Origin of the sequence: Sphaerisporangium flaviroseum (assembly GCF_039537005.1) — a bacterium.
Taxonomy (GTDB): domain Bacteria; phylum Actinomycetota; class Actinomycetes; order Streptosporangiales; family Streptosporangiaceae; genus Sphaerisporangium; species Sphaerisporangium flaviroseum.
This window is the reverse complement of record NZ_BAAAZR010000039.1, coordinates 1-18,437: the sequence shown is the minus strand read 5'-3', so window position 1 is coordinate 18,437 and position 18,437 is coordinate 1. Positions and strand designations below refer to the sequence as shown.

Annotated in this window: 15 protein-coding genes; 4 read left to right on the top strand and 11 right to left on the bottom strand. The window is 69.1% G+C overall.

Annotated elements, in window-relative coordinates:
- Positions 1 to 55: 55 nt before the first annotated feature.
- The 8 genes from ABD810_RS33520 to ABD810_RS33485 are packed head-to-tail and all read right to left on the bottom strand — an operon-like array spanning position 56 to position 8,872.
- The gene (locus tag ABD810_RS33520; RefSeq protein ID WP_344950163.1) at positions 56 to 2,125 is read right to left on the bottom strand and encodes a phenylalanine--tRNA ligase subunit beta; all 2,070 of its coding nucleotides are present in this window, start codon (positions 2,123 to 2,125) and stop codon (positions 56 to 58) included.
- Entirely contained in the window at positions 2,122 to 3,156 is a 1,035-nt protein-coding gene (pheS, locus tag ABD810_RS33515) for a phenylalanine--tRNA ligase subunit alpha (protein WP_344950160.1), read from the bottom strand. Before pheS ends, ABD810_RS33520 begins: the two co-directional genes overlap by 4 nt.
- Positions 3,157 to 3,208: 52 nt before the next feature.
- The gene (locus ABD810_RS33510; protein ID WP_344950157.1) at positions 3,209 to 4,492 is read right to left on the bottom strand and encodes an alanine--tRNA ligase-related protein; all 1,284 of its coding nucleotides are present in this window, start codon (positions 4,490 to 4,492) and stop codon (positions 3,209 to 3,211) included.
- A gap of 55 nt (positions 4,493 to 4,547) precedes the next feature.
- Positions 4,548 to 5,393 (bottom strand): hypothetical protein, encoded by an 846-nt coding sequence (locus ABD810_RS33505; protein ID WP_344950154.1) that lies wholly within the window; start codon positions 5,391 to 5,393, stop codon positions 4,548 to 4,550.
- Positions 5,393 to 5,908, bottom strand: coding sequence for a hypothetical protein (locus ABD810_RS33500; protein ID WP_344950151.1), 516 nt, complete (start codon positions 5,906 to 5,908; stop codon positions 5,393 to 5,395). Before ABD810_RS33500 ends, ABD810_RS33505 begins: the two co-directional genes overlap by 1 nt.
- Positions 5,905 to 6,975 carry a S66 peptidase family protein gene (locus tag ABD810_RS33495; RefSeq protein ID WP_344950147.1) on the bottom strand — a complete coding sequence of 357 codons (1,071 nt, stop codon included), beginning with the start codon at positions 6,973 to 6,975 and terminating at the stop codon, positions 5,905 to 5,907. The genes ABD810_RS33500 and ABD810_RS33495 overlap by 4 nt, the downstream gene beginning before the upstream one ends.
- 3 nt (positions 6,976 to 6,978) lie before the next feature.
- The gene (locus tag ABD810_RS33490) at positions 6,979 to 7,824 is read right to left on the bottom strand and encodes a class I SAM-dependent methyltransferase (RefSeq protein ID WP_344950144.1); all 846 of its coding nucleotides are present in this window, start codon (positions 7,822 to 7,824) and stop codon (positions 6,979 to 6,981) included.
- Positions 7,825 to 7,849: 25 nt separating this feature from the next.
- Complete coding sequence (locus tag ABD810_RS33485) at positions 7,850 to 8,872, bottom strand: asparagine synthetase A (RefSeq protein ID WP_344950141.1); 1,023 nt, start codon at positions 8,870 to 8,872, stop codon at positions 7,850 to 7,852.
- Positions 8,873 to 9,206: 334 nt separating this feature from the next.
- On the opposite strand from ABD810_RS33485, the gene ABD810_RS33480 reads away from it, so the two are divergent.
- From ABD810_RS33480 to ABD810_RS33470, 3 genes are read left to right on the top strand one after another with little or no spacing between them, the layout of a single operon-like run.
- A complete protein-coding gene (locus ABD810_RS33480; RefSeq protein WP_344950139.1) occupies positions 9,207 to 9,386 on the top strand; it encodes a hypothetical protein in 180 nt (59 codons plus the stop codon).
- Positions 9,387 to 9,414: 28 nt separating this feature from the next.
- Positions 9,415 to 9,753, top strand: coding sequence for a hypothetical protein (locus ABD810_RS33475; RefSeq protein WP_344950137.1), 339 nt, complete (start codon positions 9,415 to 9,417; stop codon positions 9,751 to 9,753).
- A 35-nt stretch (positions 9,754 to 9,788) separates the two neighbouring features.
- Positions 9,789 to 10,301, top strand: a complete 513-nt coding sequence (locus ABD810_RS33470) for a helix-turn-helix domain-containing protein (RefSeq protein ID WP_344950134.1) — start codon at positions 9,789 to 9,791, stop codon at positions 10,299 to 10,301.
- Between the two features lie 84 nt (positions 10,302 to 10,385).
- Here ABD810_RS33470 and ABD810_RS33465 read toward each other — a convergent pair whose 3' ends face one another.
- Complete coding sequence (locus tag ABD810_RS33465; RefSeq protein ID WP_344950131.1) at positions 10,386 to 11,315, bottom strand: helix-turn-helix transcriptional regulator; 930 nt, start codon at positions 11,313 to 11,315, stop codon at positions 10,386 to 10,388.
- Positions 11,316 to 11,635: 320 nt separating this feature from the next.
- A complete protein-coding gene (locus tag ABD810_RS33460; RefSeq protein WP_344950128.1) occupies positions 11,636 to 14,521 on the bottom strand; it encodes an AfsR/SARP family transcriptional regulator in 2,886 nt (961 codons plus the stop codon).
- 634 nt (positions 14,522 to 15,155) lie between these two features.
- Between ABD810_RS33460 and ABD810_RS33455 the strand changes: the two genes are divergently transcribed.
- A complete protein-coding gene (locus ABD810_RS33455) occupies positions 15,156 to 16,388 on the top strand; it encodes an AI-2E family transporter (RefSeq protein WP_344950125.1) in 1,233 nt (410 codons plus the stop codon).
- A gap of 173 nt (positions 16,389 to 16,561) precedes the next feature.
- On the opposite strand, the gene ABD810_RS33450 is transcribed toward ABD810_RS33455, so the two are convergent.
- Positions 16,562 to 18,370, bottom strand: coding sequence for a DUF8189 domain-containing protein (locus ABD810_RS33450; protein WP_344950122.1), 1,809 nt, complete (start codon positions 18,368 to 18,370; stop codon positions 16,562 to 16,564).
- Between the last annotated feature and the right edge of the window lie 67 nt (positions 18,371 to 18,437).

Here is an 18,437-nt window from a genome sequence, read left to right as displayed (position 1 = left end):
AATGCGGGCGGCATTCTTCCGGCAATTCGGCAATTCGGCGATTCGGCCGCGCGATTCAGCGCAGGCGCACGCCCTGAGCGCCGTACCGCTCGGTCACGGCGTCGATGAAGGTGGCGAGCTGGGCGTTGATCTCGTCCGACAGGCGCGCGGGCTCGCTGTCGAAGGTGATGACGTAGGTGACCGACCGCTCACCCGGGGCCGCCTCGCGTGGGACGAAGACGTCACCGACCCTGATACCGCGCGACCACGGAGGGGCGACGGCGCGCATGACGGCGGCCACCTCTTCGCTGAGCACGGCTCGCGGCATGACGAAGTCGAGCATGCGCTCCACCGGGGGGTCCTCGTGGAACGGGGCGGACCGGAGGGGCTCTTTTCCGAGCTCCCAGGCGGCGAGGTCCAGCTCCAGGTAGCAAGGACGGTGCCCGCCCAGGCCACCGCGCTGCCGGACGTCGGGATGGACCTCGCCCAGCAGTCCCGCGTGCCGGCCCTCGATGAGGATCTCGGCACTGCGATAAGGGTGCAGGAAGGCGGCCAGCGGGTGGGCCTCGGGAAGCGCGCGGAACGCCACGACGGCCTGGCAGCGTACCGCGAGTTCCTCCACGGCGCCGCGCACGAAGAAGACGTCGATCTTGCCCGCCTCGCCGGACCACCTGCCCGGATCCAGGTCGCCCAGCGCCATCGCCCAGACGACCTCGCGCTCACTGCAGAGCCCGTTGCCGGCCATGGCGTTCGGCTCGAAGACGCGCGTCACCTCGAACAGGCGGACGTCCTCCTGCTTGAACCGCAGGTTGGAGCCGACGGCCGCGACCGCCTGGGCCAGGCAGTTGTTCTTCAGCATGGAATACCGGCGCTCCTCGGCGTTGAGGATGCGCACGTGCCCGGTGAGCGCGTGCGACTCGGCCGGGGACAGCAGGCGTAGCATGTCCCGGCCGTAGAAGCCCTCGGTGAAGGTCTCGTAGAAGCCGAGCCCGACCAGGGTGTCACCGATCGCCTGGACCAGTTCCTCCTTGGCGGTGAGCAGGGCGCCCGACCCGGTCGGCAGCGGCTGCGCCGGCAGCGAGTCGAATCCGATATGCCGCGCCAGCTCCTCGTAGAGATCCTCGGCCTCCCTGACGTCCCAGATCCGCGCGCCGGGCACCGCGAACGTGCCCTCTCCGTCGTGGCGGAAGCCGTACTGGGCGAGCCTGTCCGCGACCTCGGCCAGGGTGAGCCGCACGCCGAGCAGGTCGCGGCAGTCCTGCAGATCCAGGGAGATCCGCGGCGCCGGGGACGACCACCGCACCGGAGCCCTGGTCACCCCGTCCCTCTTCGCGGCCTTGGCCTCTTCGAGCAGGTGGACCACCCGGCCGGCGCCCAGCAGCACGGCGGTGGGGTCGCCCCCGCGTTCGTACCGCTGCGACGCGAACGACGAGACGCCGAGCGCGGCCGCGGCCTGCCTGATGGCCACCGGGTCGTACGTGGCGGACTCCAGCAACATGCGGCGCGTCCCCTCCCGCACGCGGGACTCCTCGCAGCCCAGTACCCCTGCCACCGCGAGGACCTTCTCCTGGTCCGCCACGACCGGCAGCCCCGCGGGCAGCGACCTCGCCTTCGGCTCACCGAGCAGGTGGGCGCGTTCGCCGGCCCGGCTCGCGCGGACGCGGACCCTTCCGCTCACCCGGTCGGCGTCGAAGACATGGGTGGGCTGTCCGAACTCCAGGGAGGCGGCGTTGGCCGCGTCGACAAGGACGGACCCGGTGAGCAGGCCGCCCGCCATGAGCCTGCGGGACACCTCGTGCGGCAGCGCGGCCGTCCCGTCGAGGACGGTGAGCGGGGTGAGTGAGTAGGCCAGGCACGCCTGCGACTCCACGGACACGTGGACATCGCCGGCGCCCACCTCCAGTTCGCTCACGGGCGGGAGCACCGGCGAGTGGCCCAGCCGCGCGGCCAGTTCCATGGCCACGCCCAGGTAACTGCGATGGTCTCCCCGGTTGGCGAGGAACTCCAGCGTCACCCAGGTGTCCTCGTCCACCGGTTCGATCGTCTTGACCTCCAGGCCGGACTCGTCGAGCGCGTCACGCACGCGCACGACGTCCTCGGGCAGGTGCGGCAGGAACGACCGCAGTCCGGTGAGGGAAATCCTCATGCGACTCCTCGGTGCAGGTAGGCCAGCCGGCGCTGGTTCGGCGCGTACAGCGATCGCACCTTGGAGATACCGAGCCACTGCGCGGTCATCCGGGTGGTGCCCCAGCCGAAGGCGATGCCCCTGACGCCGTCACGGTCGTATCCGAACTCGCGCAGCACCGCGGGGTGGATCATCCCGGCGCCGATGATGGTCACCCAGCCGACGCGGTGACAGGCCTCGCAGCCCTCTCCCCCGCAGGCCGTGCAGGCGATGTCCAAGCCCACCGAGGGCTCGGTGTAGGGGTAGTACTTGGGCTTGAAGCGCAGCTTCACCCGCCGGCCGTACAGTGCACGGGCGACGTAGACGAGGATCTCCTTCAGGTGCCCCATCGTGAGTCCGGGCTCCAGCCAGAACCCCTCCAGCTGGTGGAACATCGCCATATGCGTCGCGTCCACCGCCTCGTTGCGGTAGACACGGCCCGCCGCCGCCACCTTCACGGGCGGCCGCGGCCGCGCGCTCAGCACCCGCGCCTGGATCGTGGTCGTGTGGGAGCGCAACAGCAACCCCGCGTCCAGCCAGAAGGTGTCCTGCATGTCCCTGGCCGGGTGGTGCTGCGGGATGTTGAGCGCGTCAAAGTTGTGGTACGGGTCCTCGACCTCGGGACCGTCCGCACGCTCGAAACCCAGCCGGCGCAGCACCTCCAGACAGCGGCGCTCGACCTCCGTCAGGGGATGCCAGGCTCCGCGGCGAGGCGCCTGGCCGGGCAGCGACATGTCGAGCCACTCGGAGGCGAGCCGCTGCTCGCTCTCCGCCGCCTGTGCGGCCTCGATCCTGCCGTCCACCTCCTCGCGCATGCGCCGGGCCAGGTCGTTGAGCATGGAGGCACGGGCCCGGCGCTGCGGCTCGGGAAGCTCCCCGAGGCGGCGGAACTCCTCTTTGATACGACTGGCGCGCCCCAGGTGGCGGTTCTGCACGGCCGCCAGTTCGCTCCTCGTCGCGGCTCCTTCGAGGTCCGCCGAGAATCGCGCGTACATCTCCTCTGACTCTGCCAACTTCGCTCCGCCGGTTCTGGGGTGATCGAGGTGTTCGGACGTTGAGTGGGTCTCAGACCTGGCCGCGCAGGACGACCCCGTACTTCTCCGCGAGCTCGCGGGTCACCGTTCGCAGTGCCGCCCGCACCTGTGGGGGCCTCATCGGGTGCCGGGTCGACAGGGCGAGTGAGATGGTGACGGAGTGCTCGTCCTCGCCGAGGGAAGGACCGCGCCAGACGTCGGAGATCGACGATTCGATGCTGAGCACGTCAGGTACGGCGATACGGTCGATGGCGGCGCACAGCGTCTCGGGGGTCACCTCCCGTCGGCAGCGCAGCGACAGATCGAGCGAGCGCACCGCCTCGGGCCGGGAGCGCAGCCGCTCGAGATCTCCCCGCAAGGCGCCGGCCAGGTCCTCGCCGCGGCCCTGCACGACCGCGATCGCGCGCATCCTGGCCAGCAGTTCCCTTTCCGGGACGCCCAGCCCGGCCGCCAGGTGGTCAAGGGCGATCAACGCCTTACGCATGATGTACCCCTGCGCGCGGCCGGATACGGCGATGCCGTTGTGGTACAGGCGGGCGAGCAGGCCTAGCAGGTCCGCGAGTTTCGCCTCCTGCTCGCTCTCCGCGGGCGGCAGCGCCCCGATGGGCATCGCGTCTATCACCCAGCGGCTCCGGCCAAGGCACGCGGCCAGCGTCTCAAGGCCTATTCCGAATCCGTACCCGACCGTACGGCCGTCCCACTCGAAGGCGATGAGGTTGCCCAGGTCTCGCCATCTCCCCGGACCCTGCGCGATGGCGAAGGTGGCGCCCCTGCCGGTCATCCGGGGCTCACCGAACTTCCAGCGGTAGTAGCGCCGCCGCTCGGTGTCGCGGGCGACAGGCGGCGACCAGCCGGCCGGCCAGCCGGTGTGCAGGTCGTGGTCGTCCGACGCCGCTTTCATCAGGACCTGTGAACCGTCCAGGTTCAGTGTGCCGCCGAAGAACCGCGCGATCGCCCGGGTCAACGCGGCGCCGTCCGGCGCGAGTGCGGCCAGCATGGTGAACTGCAGGACGAACTCGGGTGCGAACGCCTCGGCGAACATGGTCTTCAGGTTGTGCGCCCTGACGCACGGCTGGGTGACCACCAGGGTCCTGCCGCCCAGTGCGAGCTCACCGCGCAGGTAGGGCTTGAAGGCCACCACCGCGGAGTTGGTGAACAGGACGGTCGGGTCGTCGCGCGGCACGGTGGGCTCGGGCACGAGTTCCTCGGCGCCCTCCCGGAGGAAATGGCCGGTGAAGTCCGCGGTCAGCCGCTCCAGGTTCCGGCGAAGGCGGGTGGCCACCGGTAGATGGTCGTCGGTCAGCTGGCGCGCCATGGCCGGCCCTCCCAGCGCTGGGTCAGGACGTGCGGGCGTGCGCGGTGAACACCCTTCACCTACGGTCGCCTCCCGGGGCCGCGACGATGAACAGGGCCGGGTACAACGCCCACAGGTGCCAGAACGAGATGCCCAGGAGGCGTTTGGTCGCGAGGTGGAAGGCGATCGCGCCGAGCGCGATCAGCCTGCGGTCCTTCCAGCGTGTCACCAGCAGCGGCAGGAAGGCGGCCTCCCCGGCGACGGTCACCACGCTCAGTGCCCGCATCAGCGAGTCGTTGGCGCTGAGCCGGTGTCCGGCGGGCGTCCCGAGCACGGCCAGGGCGCCTTTGAGCGTGGTTCCCTGGCTCATCCACCGCACCTTTCCGTGCAGGATCTTCGACAGGCCGGCCTGGCTGTAGATCGCCGCCGAGCCGAGCTGCATGGCGGTGAGGGCCAGGGACTGGAGCTGCGCCTCGTCTTTCGTGCTCGCCACGGGAGGGCGCTTGCCGACGCTCAGCCATTTGGTGGTGTCGACCGCGGTCGCGGCGCAGAGGAACAGGTTGAGATGGCTGTTGTAGCTCCACAGCCGAGGGTGGAACTGGGCGACGTACCCGTTGAGGACGGCGAAGCTGGCGGCCGCCGTGGCCCGCACCGCGGCATGGCGTACCCCGATCGTCCACAGACCGACGCTGGCCAGCGACAGCAGGCGGAGCGCGTTGAACTGGAAGGCGGTCAGCCTGACCGCGCGATCGCCGCGCTGCCGCACCGCCATCACCGTGTCCTGGTGTTCGGCGAAGAAGGAGCCCGGGGGCATCTGGACGATGGTGCGCAGGACCGCGGCGCCCAGGCTCACGCGCACGAGTGGCAGCCGGTCGGCGGCGTCCGCCTGCCGGAAGAGGATGTCCGACAGCTTGCGCCGCATCAGTCGGCCTCGCAGCGGTACAGCACCTGGTGGTCGTAGAGCGGCCCGTCATCGGCCATGCGGTAGTCTGCGACGTCGACAGTGACCATGAGTACCTCCAACCCGGTGAAACCACGGGGATGTGTCGGCCGTTCCGAGCGTCCTACCTCGTCGAACGCGGCCCACGGCCGTGTGTTGAGCCGGCGCAGGATCGTCCGGCAGAACCTGTCCTTCAGCTCCTCGTCCTGGTTCTCGAGCAGGATCACGGCGAAGATGTCGACGACCCTGAAGAACTCCAGTGGCATGAGGCCGTAGACCTGGCGCAGGCCCGTCCACTCGTCCCCGTCCCTGAGCCTGATCCGCAGCTGGGGGAACCTGCGCGGCAGCGTGCGATTGAACATGTTGTTGGAGCAGAAGGGCCAGCGGTTGCGATCGACGACCGTATGGAAGAACTGCCCCACCAGGACTGCTCCGAGGATCGCCGCCATGAGGGCGGGCTTTCTGCCCACCCGCTCTGGCACCGCCTCGCCGGTCACCGCGGGCCGTCCTCTGCGACCGCGGCTTCGAGCACCGCCAGCCTCTTTTCCGCTCCCGCGCACAGCAGGGCCCGCGCCCCGAACGGCACGCACATGATCGGGTCGGTGTGCCCCAGGGGGAGCCCGCTGAGGATCGGGCCGCGAAAGCCCCGCGCCGCCCGTCCGACCACGGACGCCAGTTCGGGCATCAGGTCCAGGGCGGGATCGGTGAACCTCCCGAGCCCGAGCGCCCGGATCTGGTCGAACACTCCCAGATGGCGTAGCTGGGTGAGCTGTGCCTCGATCTCGCCGATCTCAGCGCTCGCCGTCTCCACCAGGAGCACCGCGCCGTGCAGGTCCGGCCAGAAGTCCGTACCGGCCAGCCTCAGCAGTGTGTCCAGGTTCGCCCCGATGAGAAACCCCTCGGCCTCCCCCTCCTGGAGCGTCCGCACCGGGGGTGCCTGCCCGCAGCGTCGGGGACGGTCGTCGGCCGAGTCCCAGGCGAGGAACTCGGTCACCTGCTCCTCGGGAAAGGGAACCTCGCCCAGAGGGTGGGGTACCGCCACGGTCCGGTCCAGCATCGCCGCCGTATAGGGCAGGCAGCCGCCGGGCTCGCCCCATTGCGGCAGGAGCTGGGGGCCCATCACCACCCTCAGCCCGGTACGTTTCCACACGGCCAGCAGCAGCGCGGTGGCGTCGCTGTAGCCGATCAGCAGCTTGGGATGTCCGCCGATCAGGTCGTAGTCGAGCAGGTCCAGGAGCTGGTTGGCGTTGTAGCCGCCGATGGCGGTCATGACGGCCCGTACCTGCGGGTCCGCGAACAGCTCGTGGACGTCTTCGGCCCGCTCTCGCGGGCCGCCGGCGGTGTGGCCGGTGTCCATCAGCCAGTTGCCGCCCTCCCGCACCTTGTACCCGGCCGCGCCGAGGGCGGCCACCGCACGGGCGCGGCGCCTTGGAAACCGGGCGGCGTGCGGCATCGACGGAGAGCAGAGCCCTACCGTGTCGCCCGGCCGCAGCGGCGCGGGGAGCGGCGGGACGGCAGGGCGGAGTCGCCCGTCGCGGCCGTGAGAGGGGGTCGGTGGAGACATCCCTTACTCCACGTGCTCTCGGCGGGCGACGAAGAAGAGGTTGTTGCCGCGTTCGGCCAGATCCGGCTCGACGCGCGCGCGCCGTTCCATCCGCAGAACGCGCTCGTACCTGAGCGGATCGGCCAGACTCCTCGACACCCCCGCGCTGGTGCCTTCGATCTGGGTCTCCTGGTAGCCCGGGTAGATGAACGCCGGGAACCCCGACCTGACCGAGACGGCCAGGCCCAGCGCGGTCAGCGTCTGCTGCAGCAACGCGGGCGTGAACAGATGCATGACCGGCATGTCGGGGGTGAACCGCCCCCGGGCCTCGGCCAGCGCCGACTCCGCCTCGTCGAGCGCGCCGACATGGACGTTGAAGAAGGCCGCGTGATAGCGGTTGGGCAGGACCAGCGCCAGCTGGGCGCCGGGCGCCATCAGCATGACGAGCTGCCGGAGCACCTCGTCGGGATCCGCCACGAACCCCAGCACGTTGTGGAAGCTGATGACCAGGTCGAAGCGTTCGCCGCCGAGCCGGTCGGCCACCTCCATCAGATCGCCGTTGACGACGCTCAGACGGTCGAGGTAGCCGTCCTGCTCCGCCTTGGCGGTGGCGTGCCGGGTCATGTCCGGGCTGAGGTCGAACAGCACGCAGGTGAGATCGCGGCGTTCCCTCAACAGCCTGTGCGTCCACCGCCCCGTGCCGCCACCGGCGTCCAGGAGCCGCCCGCCTTGGGGAAGGCGGGGCAGTACGTGGTCCTGCAGCGCCTCCCACAGGAGCTGGTCCGACAGCCGCCAGTAGACCTGTTCGTCCACCCGGTCATAGTCGTCGGCCTTCTTGCGGAAATATTCGAGCACTTCTGTCTGCGTCATCGGAGGTCTTTCTCAAGGGGACCGGTCAGGGAAGGATCTGCTGGCCGTTGAAACGCAGCAGCAACGCCAGATCGCGGATGTCCTCGTGTTTCATGGCCCACAGCAGGAAACGTTCGACGCCGAGCCCGAAACCGGACGTGCGCAGCGGATGACGTTCTTTCATCGTCACGTACCACTGGTAGTGGTCCGCCGGCACCTCGTGCAGGCGTAACGCGCGTTCGAGCTCGGCGGCGTCGGTGTGCCGCTCCCCCGATCCGACCGTCTCCCCGATGCCGAACAGCAGGTCCGCGCTCAGTGCCTTGCCCGGGTCGCCGGGGGCGAAGGCCTGGTAGAACGGCACGCTGAGGTGGTCCATGTGGGTCACCCACACGTATCCGCCGAATTGCTCTATGAGCTCGCGTTCACCGGCCCGGGTGAGGCTGCGGCTCCCCGGCTCCGGCTCGGCCACGAACTCCGGGGACGAGCGCAGCCGGGCCACCGCCTCGTCGAACGTGATGCGCGGGAGGGCGGCCGACCCGGCGAGCTCCTCCAGGTGGTCCACGGTTCCCGCCGCGTCCAGTATCGCGGCCCGCCCATGGACGAGCAGCCCCTCGGCGAGATGCCTCAGGTACTCCTCCACGGTCCCCATCACGCTGTCCAGGCCGCCCACGATCTCCGCCTCGCTGTGGAAGAACTGGCACAGGTGCGTCCGGTCGGCGGGTTCGCCTCTGAACGAGGGCATCAGGTAATACGCCCCGCCGGGGGACAGCCGGCAGCCGAACTCAAGCATGAACTGCATCGAATCAGCGAGATAGGTGGGAACCCCATCGAGGTCGACCCGAACGGGGGTGCTGTCGCTGCCGCGGCCCATGGGGCTGGAAATGGACCCCGTCGTTATCGGCAAATGGAGACAGCGAGCGTTCCTGGACGTCCAGAATTCAGTGGTCCGATGCGAGATGACATCCTGGAGCACCACCAGATTCTGATACCACGGATTCTCAAGAACGGTCAGGTAATGCTTGGCAGGCTCAATCCACGAACGTGGGGCAATAACGTTCGGTTGCGGCATGACGACCTTTCACGAGCAGAATCAAAGGGATCTTCACATTCATCGTGTGGCACCGAAACGAAGGGTGTCCAGGCATCTGCGAGGCGTGCAACGGCCATGACGGGAGGTGGCCAACTGCCGCATGCCTTCCGGTTCGCGTCCTCGCGCGTTCACGGACCTGCCGGTTCCCGTCACACCGGCCCCGGCGCGTTCCAGGTCAGGCGTCCCCGCCGAAGTCAGGCACCTTTAGGCCAGACCTCTTTAGGCCAGGCCCCGGCGCTTCTGATGACCCGCTTTCCGTGGCAATACTCGGACGAGTCAGACAGCAAGGGGTTCCGACAACGGGGAGTTAGAGATGGGAACCAGCAACCGGACCATCGTAAAGATCGTCGCCGTCGCCCTCGCCGCGACCGCTCTGGGCCTCGCCGGCACCGGATCACCGGTCACCGCTCAGGCTCCCGCCGGCGTGGCGGTCGTCCTGGCCGACGGTCCCCGGGAGCCCGGTGCTCCCGGCGACGGGAACATATGGGGATAAGCGGACCCCGGCTGTGAGATGAACGCCCATGTACGTGATCACGGCCCGGTTGGCGCCCATCCTCGCCGGGCCGGCTCCACCCGACATCGACCTGCTCCGCTCGTGGCTGACCGCCTGGCGCGGACACGTCGATGTCGGGCACGCCTACGTACGTGGTGACGTCAGCGGGGTCTCACTGGTCCTCTATCTGAGCGGCGCCGATCTCTCCCAGGCCGAGAACGGTGCCCGTGCACTGCTCGACGAGGCGCTCGCCGGGAACGCCAACCTGCTGGGATGGGTGGTCACCCACTGCGCGGCCGACTTCATCTCGGCGGCGATGGACACGCTGTTCGAAGCCGAATCCACCGACCAAGACGAGGGACTGTAGCCGGCATGTCCGTTTCACATATCGAGAAGGATCGTATGAACGTCATGGAAGGACCAGCTTTACAGCAGGAGTCGTTCTGCTCGTTGCTGCGCAACCTCCGCATCCGAGCAGGGCTCACACAGCAACACCTCGCCGATCTGTCCGCCCTGAGCGTGCGCGCCATTCGCGACCTCGAGAGCGGGCGGGTTCACCGGCCCAGGTTGGAGACGGTCCGCCTGTTGGCCGACGGTCTCGGTCTCGAAGGCCGGGCACGGGCGCGGTTCGTCTCCAAGGCGACAGAAGGCGTTGCGCAGGGCGCTTACCCACCGGCCACCGGGACGACGATCGCCGCCGCGCCGCTCACCGACGGGGTGACGTTGAGCATCATGCGGGAAGACCCCTCCCCCGGGGTCGCTCCGCCGGATGGAGCGATTCGTCAGGTCTCCGTGATCCGCCTCGACGATGGCGACCAGCCCGGACACCTTCTCCTGGAGATCAAAATGTGGCGTGGCGACTCGGCCGATCACGCCGCCATGCCGCCTCGCGAGCTTTCGGTCGAGGCCGGGTAGCGCACCCAGTGCCGCATCGGTGTGAACGCGCCCGCCGGAAGGCGGAAGCCTTCCGGCGTCGCTCGGACGCGACCGGGCGAAGGGTCACAGCCAGCCTTGCTGCGCCGCGCGCAATCCGGCCTCGAACCGGCTACGAGCGCCGAGGCGCTCCATGATGCCGGCCATCATGCGCCGCACCGTGCGCTGGGACAGACCGAGACGGTGACCGGCGGATTCGTCCGTCATGCCCTCGGCCAGCAACCTGAGCAGCTCACGCTCCTGTGGCAGCAGCCCCGTCTGGTCCTTGGGCAGAGGCGTGCCGATGGGCGTCGCCACATCCCAGATCTGCTCGAACAGCGCCAGCACCGCGGTCACCGTGCCGCTGTCGGGGATCTGCACGGCCGCCCCCCGGGTGTTCGCCGTGTCCACCGGCAGTAAGGCGACCTTGCGATCGTAGATGAGCATGCGGGTGGGCAGGCTCGGCACCGTGCGAACCTGCGCCCCGATGCCGGTCAGCCACTCGGCGTAGGCGAGGGTGGGCGCGTTCTTCCGGATGCTGTCCAGTCCGATGGTGCGGATGTCGACCCCGCGCTCGCGAACCCGCCGGTCCAACGCCTTGGCCGCGTTGATCAACCCCGGATCCTGGGCGCCTCCCGGCATCATGCTGGCCACTTCCGAGACGGCCTCCGCTGCCAGGATCTCGATACGTGTCTGGATGGCGTCCATCCCGACGATCCTCCCGGCTCCCGGATGATGCGCGTCTGGAACCCGATCGGAGTACTCGCGGACAAGAGCGGCGATCGCGTCCCGGGTCTCGGTGATCTGGTCCTGCTGGCTCTGCAACTCCGCATGCCTTTGATCCAGTAGTCCCTGCAGGCCCACACCCGGAGGGACCAGCCGGAACCCGCCCGGCGATTCCCACGACGGCGACAGCAATGCCAACTCGGCCAGTTGGTCGAAGGCCGCACGCACCTGTTCCTCGGAAACGGACAGCTCGTCGGCGATCGACTTGACATCCAGGTCCGTCCTCGTCAAGAGCAATCTGTACACTCGCTCGGCGAGGGGACGCAGCCCCAGTGATACCAACATCAATCAGACCTCCGGTGGCTCGAAACCAAAGAGATCATTCATCCCCCTGATCACATTCGACCTACACGACCCGTTGGCGAACCAGCCGCCCGAACCTGGGTCGATCCCCGTTGAGCAGTCCCCACGCTGCTCGGCCTTCCGAGCACGAGGCTAATCACGAGGGCATGGCTTCTCGCTGTCGTCCGGCTGTCTCCATGCCCGGCGCCCCGACAGCGGCGCGCAAGCGACGGGGTGAGCGCGTTCACACTGCCCTCCTGCCTTCACCGTCAGAGGTTGCGTTGGATGACGTCGGGGGTCTCCGGGAGCGGGCCGGCCTGTATGGCGTGCAGTTCGCTCGCGTCGATGAGGTGGAGGTCGTGGAGGATGGCGGCGGACTCGGCCCATCGTCGCCGGGCCTGGGCGGACTCGCCCAGGTCGTGAAGCGCGCGGCCCAGCCCCCATAGGTGCTCCGCCTCCCAGTACGTCCCGGAGTGGCCGGCGCCCTCCCCGGTGGCCAGGACCTCCTCGAAGGTCACGGCCGATTGTTTGGGATCACCGGCGAGCCGCAGGGCCTCGGCCAGGTTGCCCAGCGCTATGAGCGTCTTCACCACGTCACCGATTCCCCTCGCCACATCGGTGGCCTGCGCGTGGGCCTTGATCGCCTCGTCGAATCTCCCCGCGCGCTGGTAGGTGAGCCCGAGGTGGGTCAGTATGGCGCTCTCGCCGAAGCGGTTGCCCAGCTCGCGGCTGAGGGCGAGGGCTTGGTGGTGGTACCGGATGGACTCGTCGAAACGGCCGAGAATGCGGTAGGCGTTGGCCAGCCCGTCCAGCTGATTCGCCTCGCCGGTGATGTCACCGAGCTCCCGGTAGGCGGTCAGGGATGTCCGCAGGTGGGTGACGGCGTCGCTCAGGTGCCCCAGTCGCAGCTTGGCCCAGCCGAGGTCGCCGTGTGTGAGCGCCAAATGAAGCGGGTCACCCGTACGGTCGGCGGCGTGGACCGCCATCTCGAACAGGGCCAGATTCTCCTGCCATCGGCCGCGGGCTCGCAGCGGCGGATCCATCGCGGCGGCCAGAGCGACGGCCAGCCCAGGGTCGCCGTCGGGTGCTCGTGCGGCCTGACGTACGGCCGCCATGACGTTGTCGGTCTCGTCGTCCACCCACGCCTGGACGCTTTCATGGGTACTCAACGCCACCCCGGGATGAGCCGGCGTCCGCGGGGGGATTTCGGTGACCGAGGCCGCCGACGGGACCGCGATGAGGGTCGCGGTGCGGGCGGTGGCGAGGTAGAAGTGCAGGGCTTGTCGCACGGCCTCCGCGCGGGCCGAGCGGGTCTCCTCCTCGGCGGCGCGCTCGCGGGCGAACAGACGCAGCAGGTCGTGGGTGTGGTAGCGCCCGGGACGCGAGGAATCCAGCAGTTGGGCGTCCACGAGGCGATCCAGCAGCTCTTCGGTCTGATCTTCGGGCAGACCCGCCAGCACCGCCGCGACCGGGACACCGATGTCCGGGCCTTCGAGCAGGCCGGCCAGCCGGAACAGCCGGGTGACGGCTCGCCCGCCGGCCTCGTTGCCCAGATCCTGGTAGCCGACCTGGAAGGTCGCGCGGATGGCCTGGTCCTCGATCTGGAGCTCGTTGAGGCGGCCCTGTTCCGCGGCGAGCCGGTCGGCGAGGACGGACAGACGCCACGTGTTCCGGGCGATCAGTCTGGAGGCGGCCAGGCAGATGGCCAGCGGCAGTCCCTCGCACGACCGCGCGATCTGGGCGGCGGCCACGGGCTCGGCGTCCACCCGCTCCGGGCCGACCAGGCGCCCGAGCAGGGCGACGGCCTCGTCGGCAGGGAGGGCGCCCATGCGGTGATGGGCGACCCCGTCGAGTGAGGCGAGTGCTTTGCGGCTGGTGACCAGCACGCGGCAGGTCTTACTGCCGGGGAGCAGCGGTCGCACCTGAGCCGCGTCGTAGGCGTTGTCCAAGACGATCAGCATCCGCTTGCCGTCGGTCAGGCTGCGCAGCCGGCCCGCGGCCTCGTCCGCTCCGGGCGGTATCGCCGCGTCCGGGACGCCGACGGAGCGCAGGAACCGGCCGAGCACCTCCTCGAGCTTGAGCGGCGCGACGTTCGGGGTCGCACCGTGGAGGTTGACGTACAGGTGCCCGTCGGGGAACCGGTGGGCGACGCGGTGCGCCACGTGGACGGCGAGAGCCGACTTCCCGACGCCACCCGCTCCTGTGAGGACGCAGATCGTGAAGGCGTCCGGTGCCGTCAGCAGACCACACAGGTGGCGGATCTCGTCGGCGCGCCCGACGAAGGAGGCCACGTCCCGGGGGAGCTCCGCCGGGACCGGCACACCCTGCTCGACGGTCTCTTTCGGCCCCGGCCGGGCGGGGGACGAGGTGACCACGATGGGGTCCTGACCCGACGGGAAGGAGGGTTCCGCCTCGCCGGTCAGTATCGATCGGTGCAGGTGGCGTAGCTCTTCGCCGGGGTCGATGCCCACCTCCTCGCGCAGCAGGCCGACGACGGTGCGATAGGCCTCCAGCGCCTCGGTCTGCCGACCGGAGCCGACCAGAGCGAGCATCAACTGGGCCCAGAAGCGTTCGCGGAGCGGATGTTCGGCCGTCGCCGATCTGAGATCGGGCACGATCTCGTTGCCGCCGCCGGTCACCAGTTTGACGTCGAACCAGCGTTCCAGCACCCGTAGCCGCTCTTCGGTGAGCCGGGGCACCTCGTCACGCTGCAGTGACTCCGACGGCACGTCGACCAGTGCAGGTCCCCGCCACAGCGCGAGCGCCTCTTCCAGCGCACGCCCCTCGCCGGTCGCGTCCTTGTTCTGCGACATCCGGTCGGCCTGGCCGACGAGATCGCGGAACCGGAACAGGTCGAAGGTCGACTCGCGCACCTCGATGACATAGCCCAGGCTCCGCGTGCTGATCAACGGGCGGCCGTCGCGGCCGTCGCCCAGGGTACGGCGCAGGCGGGCGACGTGGGTCTGAAGCGCTCCCCCGGCGTTCCGAGCGGGAGTGCCGTCCCAGAGGCATTCGATCAGCTTGTCCTGCGACACATGCCGGTTGCCGTTCAGCAGCAAGGTCGCCAGAACGATGCGCTGCTTCCCCGATGGAATGGTAACCGGACGATCATCGTAAATGGCCCTAAGGGGGCCTAATACGCCAAACCAGATCATCGGCCTCATTTCGTAGGTCATCCAAAATGCGACAATCGACCTGCTCCATCTTGCCCGCAATTCCTCCCGGGTGCGGTACGGAGCTTGAGGACGCGCTCACGGAGTGCGCCCACCGAATTCACGCATTCCGGTCCCCGCACCGCGCTCAGGAAACGACGCGGAAACACGCATTCAGCCATCGAAACCGGAATACGGTTCGGACTACCAACCGGTCCGTCGACGACTCCTCGACCAGACCCTGATCAAGCACGTCGCCGTCGTCCGGCTTCCGTCACCCGCGGCCCGCGGAACATCGCCGGATTGACTCGAGCCGACGCGCGGGGAACACCGGCGCCTGCCGAGCCGGTTCGACGACCAGCGGCGGCAGGCACCACATCGCCAGCGTACGTCCGGGGGAACACAGGCGCGTGCGGCCATGGTCGCCGACAGGTGCGGTGCTGATGCGGCCACCGTAAGGGCGGCCTGTACGTCGGCTCATGACCCTCGTACCGACGGTTCTGATCATGACGTACGACCGTAGGAGCAGGGAGCTTCAGAGGGACTTCAGCTCGGCTTCATACGTCGGCCTCAAGCCGGGGACAGACCAACGTCGGATGCCTTGTGCGTTCCGCGGCCAGGCGTGAGTGTGGAATGCGTGAAATCTGATCGAGAACGCCTGTGGCGGCTCGTCCCCGCCACGCTGGCGAGGATGGCCGCGTGGAGCGCGTGCTTGATCCTCATCGGCATCGTGGCCACCTACGTCTTCAGCATCGTGGCCAGGCTGCGGATCGTCGCGCTGCCGCTGGCGGTGGCACTGTTGCTGACCGCACTGCTGTTCCCGCTCACCAGGCGGCTACGCGCGGCGGGCCTGCGGTCGATCTACGCCACGTGGGTCACCATGCTCGTCGCGCTCGCCGTACTGGGCGGGACCGGCTGGATCATCGGTGTACGGGGCAACCAGGAGTTCCCAGGGCTGGTGAGGCAGGTGCAGCAGACCGCCAAGTCGGTCGAGGGATGGCTCTACACCGGCCCACTGCACCTGGAGCCGAACCAGCTCAGCGGATGGGTCGACGACCTCGCGACGATGGTCACCGAGCAGCAGCGGCAGATCACCTCCACCGTACTCGCGGGCACCGTCGTGCTGCTCGAGGTCCTGGCCGCCATCGTGCTGTTGCTGTTCGTGACGTTCTTCCTGCTCAAGGACGGCGACCGGATCTGGGCCTGGTTCCTCAAGGCCTTCGGCACCGTCGCACCGCGGGTCGACCGGGCCGGCCGCACCGCCTGGATCACACTGTCGCACTACGTCCAAGGCACCGTTGCCGTGGCCGCGGTGCACGGCGTCATCATCGGCATCGTGCTCGCGATCATGGGCGTGCCGCTGTGGGCCGCGCTCGCCGTGTTGATCTTCTTGGCCAGCTTCATCCCGCTCGTGGGCATCTTCTTCGCCGGAGCCGTGGCCACGCTGGTCACGCTCGGCGCGAAGGGCCCGATCTACGCGCTGATCTTCGTCGGCATCCTGCTCGTCGAGCAACAACTGGAGAACCACGTACTCCAGCCGCTGATCGTCGGCCGTGCGCTCAACCTGCATCCGTTAGCGATCATTCTCGTGCTCGCCGTCGGCGGCATCCTGGCGGGTATCGCGGGCGCGGTCGTGGCCGTGCCCATCGCCGCCGTCCTTTACCGGGCGATCCCCGAACTCTTCCGAGACGACCCCCCACCCGCTGACCCGCCCGGGCCGGAACCGGAACCGCAGGCGCCGGCAGAACCGCAGGCCCACCCGACACAGCCCAGCGAACCGGCGGAGGACCGGCTACCCAGCTCGGAGGGCATCGTCATGTCCGGACAGCATTCAACTCCGAATACCGGTCGGTGGATCCAGGCTGAGTGAGGAACGGAAAATCCGGATGTCTCCACGCGCCGCCCGCCTTACAGGCGCACGATCCGGTTCTGATGCTCCCCAGACCCCCATGCGTGCCCGTTCACGGTGCGACGCGTCTCATCGCGATCACCAGGTCCCGGGCGCCCTCAAAGGGATCCCGGGCCTGTGATCGCCGAGACCGGTCAGAGGTCGGTGCCGCCGAAGCTCATCCAGTCGCTCCAGGTGCCGTTGGGGGTGAGTTGCCAGCGGCTGTAGAGGGCGCCGTTGCCGCCGATGGCGAAGACCTGGAGGCGGCCGTCGGCGTTGGCGCCGGTGGTGATGCGGGGGGTGAGGTCTTGCCCGCCCATGTTGGTCCAGGTGCCCCAGTCGCCGTTGGGCGTGGGCTGCCAGGTGCTGTACAGGGAGCCGTTGCCGCCGGTGGCGAACGCCTGGAGGCGGCCGTCGGCGTTGCGGTTCACGGCGATGGACTGCAGGTCGGTGCCGCCGTGGTTCTTCCAGTCGCTCCAGATGCCGTTGGGAGTGGTCTGCCAGCGGCTGTAGAGGGCGCCGTTGCCGCCGATGGCGAAGACCTGGAGGCGGCCGTCGGGATTGGCGCCGGTGGCGATGCTGGAGGTGAGGTCCTGTCCGCCCATGTTCGTCCACGTGCCCCAGGCGCCGTTGGGGGTGGTTTGCCAGGTGCTGTAGAGGGCGCCGTTGCCGCCGATGGCGAACGCCTGGAGCCGTCCGTCGGCATTGCGGCCAGCGGCGATGGATCGCAGGTCGGTGCCGCCGTGGTTCTTCCAGTCGCCCCAGATGCCGTTGGGAGTGGTCTGCCAGCGGCTGTAGAGGGCGCCGTCCCCGCCGATGAGGAACACCTGGAGGCGCCCGTCGGCGTTGGCAGCGGTGGCGATGCTGGAGGTGAGGTTCTGCCCGCCCATGTTCGTCCACGTGCCCCAGGCGCCGTTGGGGGTGGTTTGCCAGGTGCTGTAGAGGGCGCCGTTGCCGCCGGTGGCGAACGCCTGGAGCCGTCCGTCGGCATTGCGGCCAGCGGCGATGGATCGCAGGTCGGTGCCGCCGAGGTTCTTCCAGTCGCCCCAGATGCCGTTGGGAGTGGCCTGCCACTTGGTGTAGAGGGCGCCGTTGCCGCCGAGGGCGAACACCTGCACCCGGCCGTCCGCGTTGCTGCCTACCACCGGCGCGGCGTCCAGGGGCGCCGACGAACGGTTGGCCAGGGCGTCCAGTTGCGCCTGGGTGCCGTTGAAGACGTTGAGGGTGACGTTGGTCGTTGGGATGCCGGGGACCGAGCCGGTGTTGGTGTACTGCCACATGAGCCAGGTGTTCCACCCGGGAGGAAGGGCGGGGCTGGTGTGGCCGTCGACGTAGTCGGCTACCTGCAGGAGGTAGGAGCTCAGCGCCGTGCTGCTGTCCATGCAACTCGTCATGAAGCCCCGTGCGGTGTAGATGATCGGCTTGACGCCGAAGGCCGCCTGCACGCGGTCCAGCCAGTTTCTGGCGTCGGCGATGGTGCCGTACGCCGGGCAGTCACCGGTCTTCCAGTCCCATTCGAAGTCGAAGACGGGCGGGAGGTCGCCCGGGCGGTGCCCGGTGTAGCCCGTGGCCCGTACGACGGAGATGAAGTGGTCGGCCTGCGCGGCCCCGGTGTTGGGGCTGCGCGCGATGTAGAAGTGATAGGGGGCGACCGGGACGCCGGCCGCTCTGGCGGCGGAGATGTCCCGCGTGAACCACGGGTCGGTGTAGGTCGTCGATTCGGTCGCCTTCAACGTGGCGAACCGCACCCCTGACCCGGCGACCCGCGCCCAGTCGACGGCGGCGTTGTCGGGATGCTGGTAGTGCGTGACGTCCACACCGCGGATGGGGTACTTGCCGGCGGGCGGGTCCGCGGTGGCGTTCGCCGGCGCGGTGAACGGCAGGGCGGCGCCGATCGCCAGGGCGATCGTGACGGCCGCCGCGCGGGTCCACCGGCGCCAGAACGGTCGGTGATTCGTGTTCACAGGAGATGTGTCCTATCTGACGTCGTCTGTTCCGCTAGGCCCGGAGCCCGGGCCTGCCCCATGGGGC

Excerpts from the sequence above, each read along its gene's own strand:
- ABD810_RS33505 (WP_344950154.1), bottom strand. The coding sequence starts at position 5,393 with ATGCGGCGCAAGCTGTCGGACATCCTCTTCCGGCAGGCGGACGCCGCC.
- ABD810_RS33460 (WP_344950128.1), bottom strand. The coding sequence starts at position 14,521 with ATGATCTGGTTTGGCGTATTAGGCCCCCTTAGGGCCATTTACGATGAT.
- ABD810_RS33485 (WP_344950141.1), bottom strand. The coding sequence starts at position 8,872 with ATGCCGCAACCGAACGTTATTGCCCCACGTTCGTGGATTGAGCCTGCC.
- ABD810_RS33475 (WP_344950137.1), top strand. The coding sequence starts at position 9,415 with ATGTACGTGATCACGGCCCGGTTGGCGCCCATCCTCGCCGGGCCGGCT.
- ABD810_RS33510 (WP_344950157.1), bottom strand. The coding sequence starts at position 4,492 with ATGGCGCGCCAGCTGACCGACGACCATCTACCGGTGGCCACCCGCCTT.
- ABD810_RS33480 (WP_344950139.1), top strand. The coding sequence starts at position 9,207 with ATGGGAACCAGCAACCGGACCATCGTAAAGATCGTCGCCGTCGCCCTC.
- ABD810_RS33470 (WP_344950134.1), top strand. The coding sequence starts at position 9,789 with ATGAACGTCATGGAAGGACCAGCTTTACAGCAGGAGTCGTTCTGCTCG.
- ABD810_RS33495 (WP_344950147.1), bottom strand. The coding sequence starts at position 6,975 with ATGTCTCCACCGACCCCCTCTCACGGCCGCGACGGGCGACTCCGCCCT.
- ABD810_RS33490 (WP_344950144.1), bottom strand. The coding sequence starts at position 7,824 with ATGACGCAGACAGAAGTGCTCGAATATTTCCGCAAGAAGGCCGACGAC.
- ABD810_RS33520 (WP_344950163.1), bottom strand. The coding sequence starts at position 2,125 with ATGAGGATTTCCCTCACCGGACTGCGGTCGTTCCTGCCGCACCTGCCC.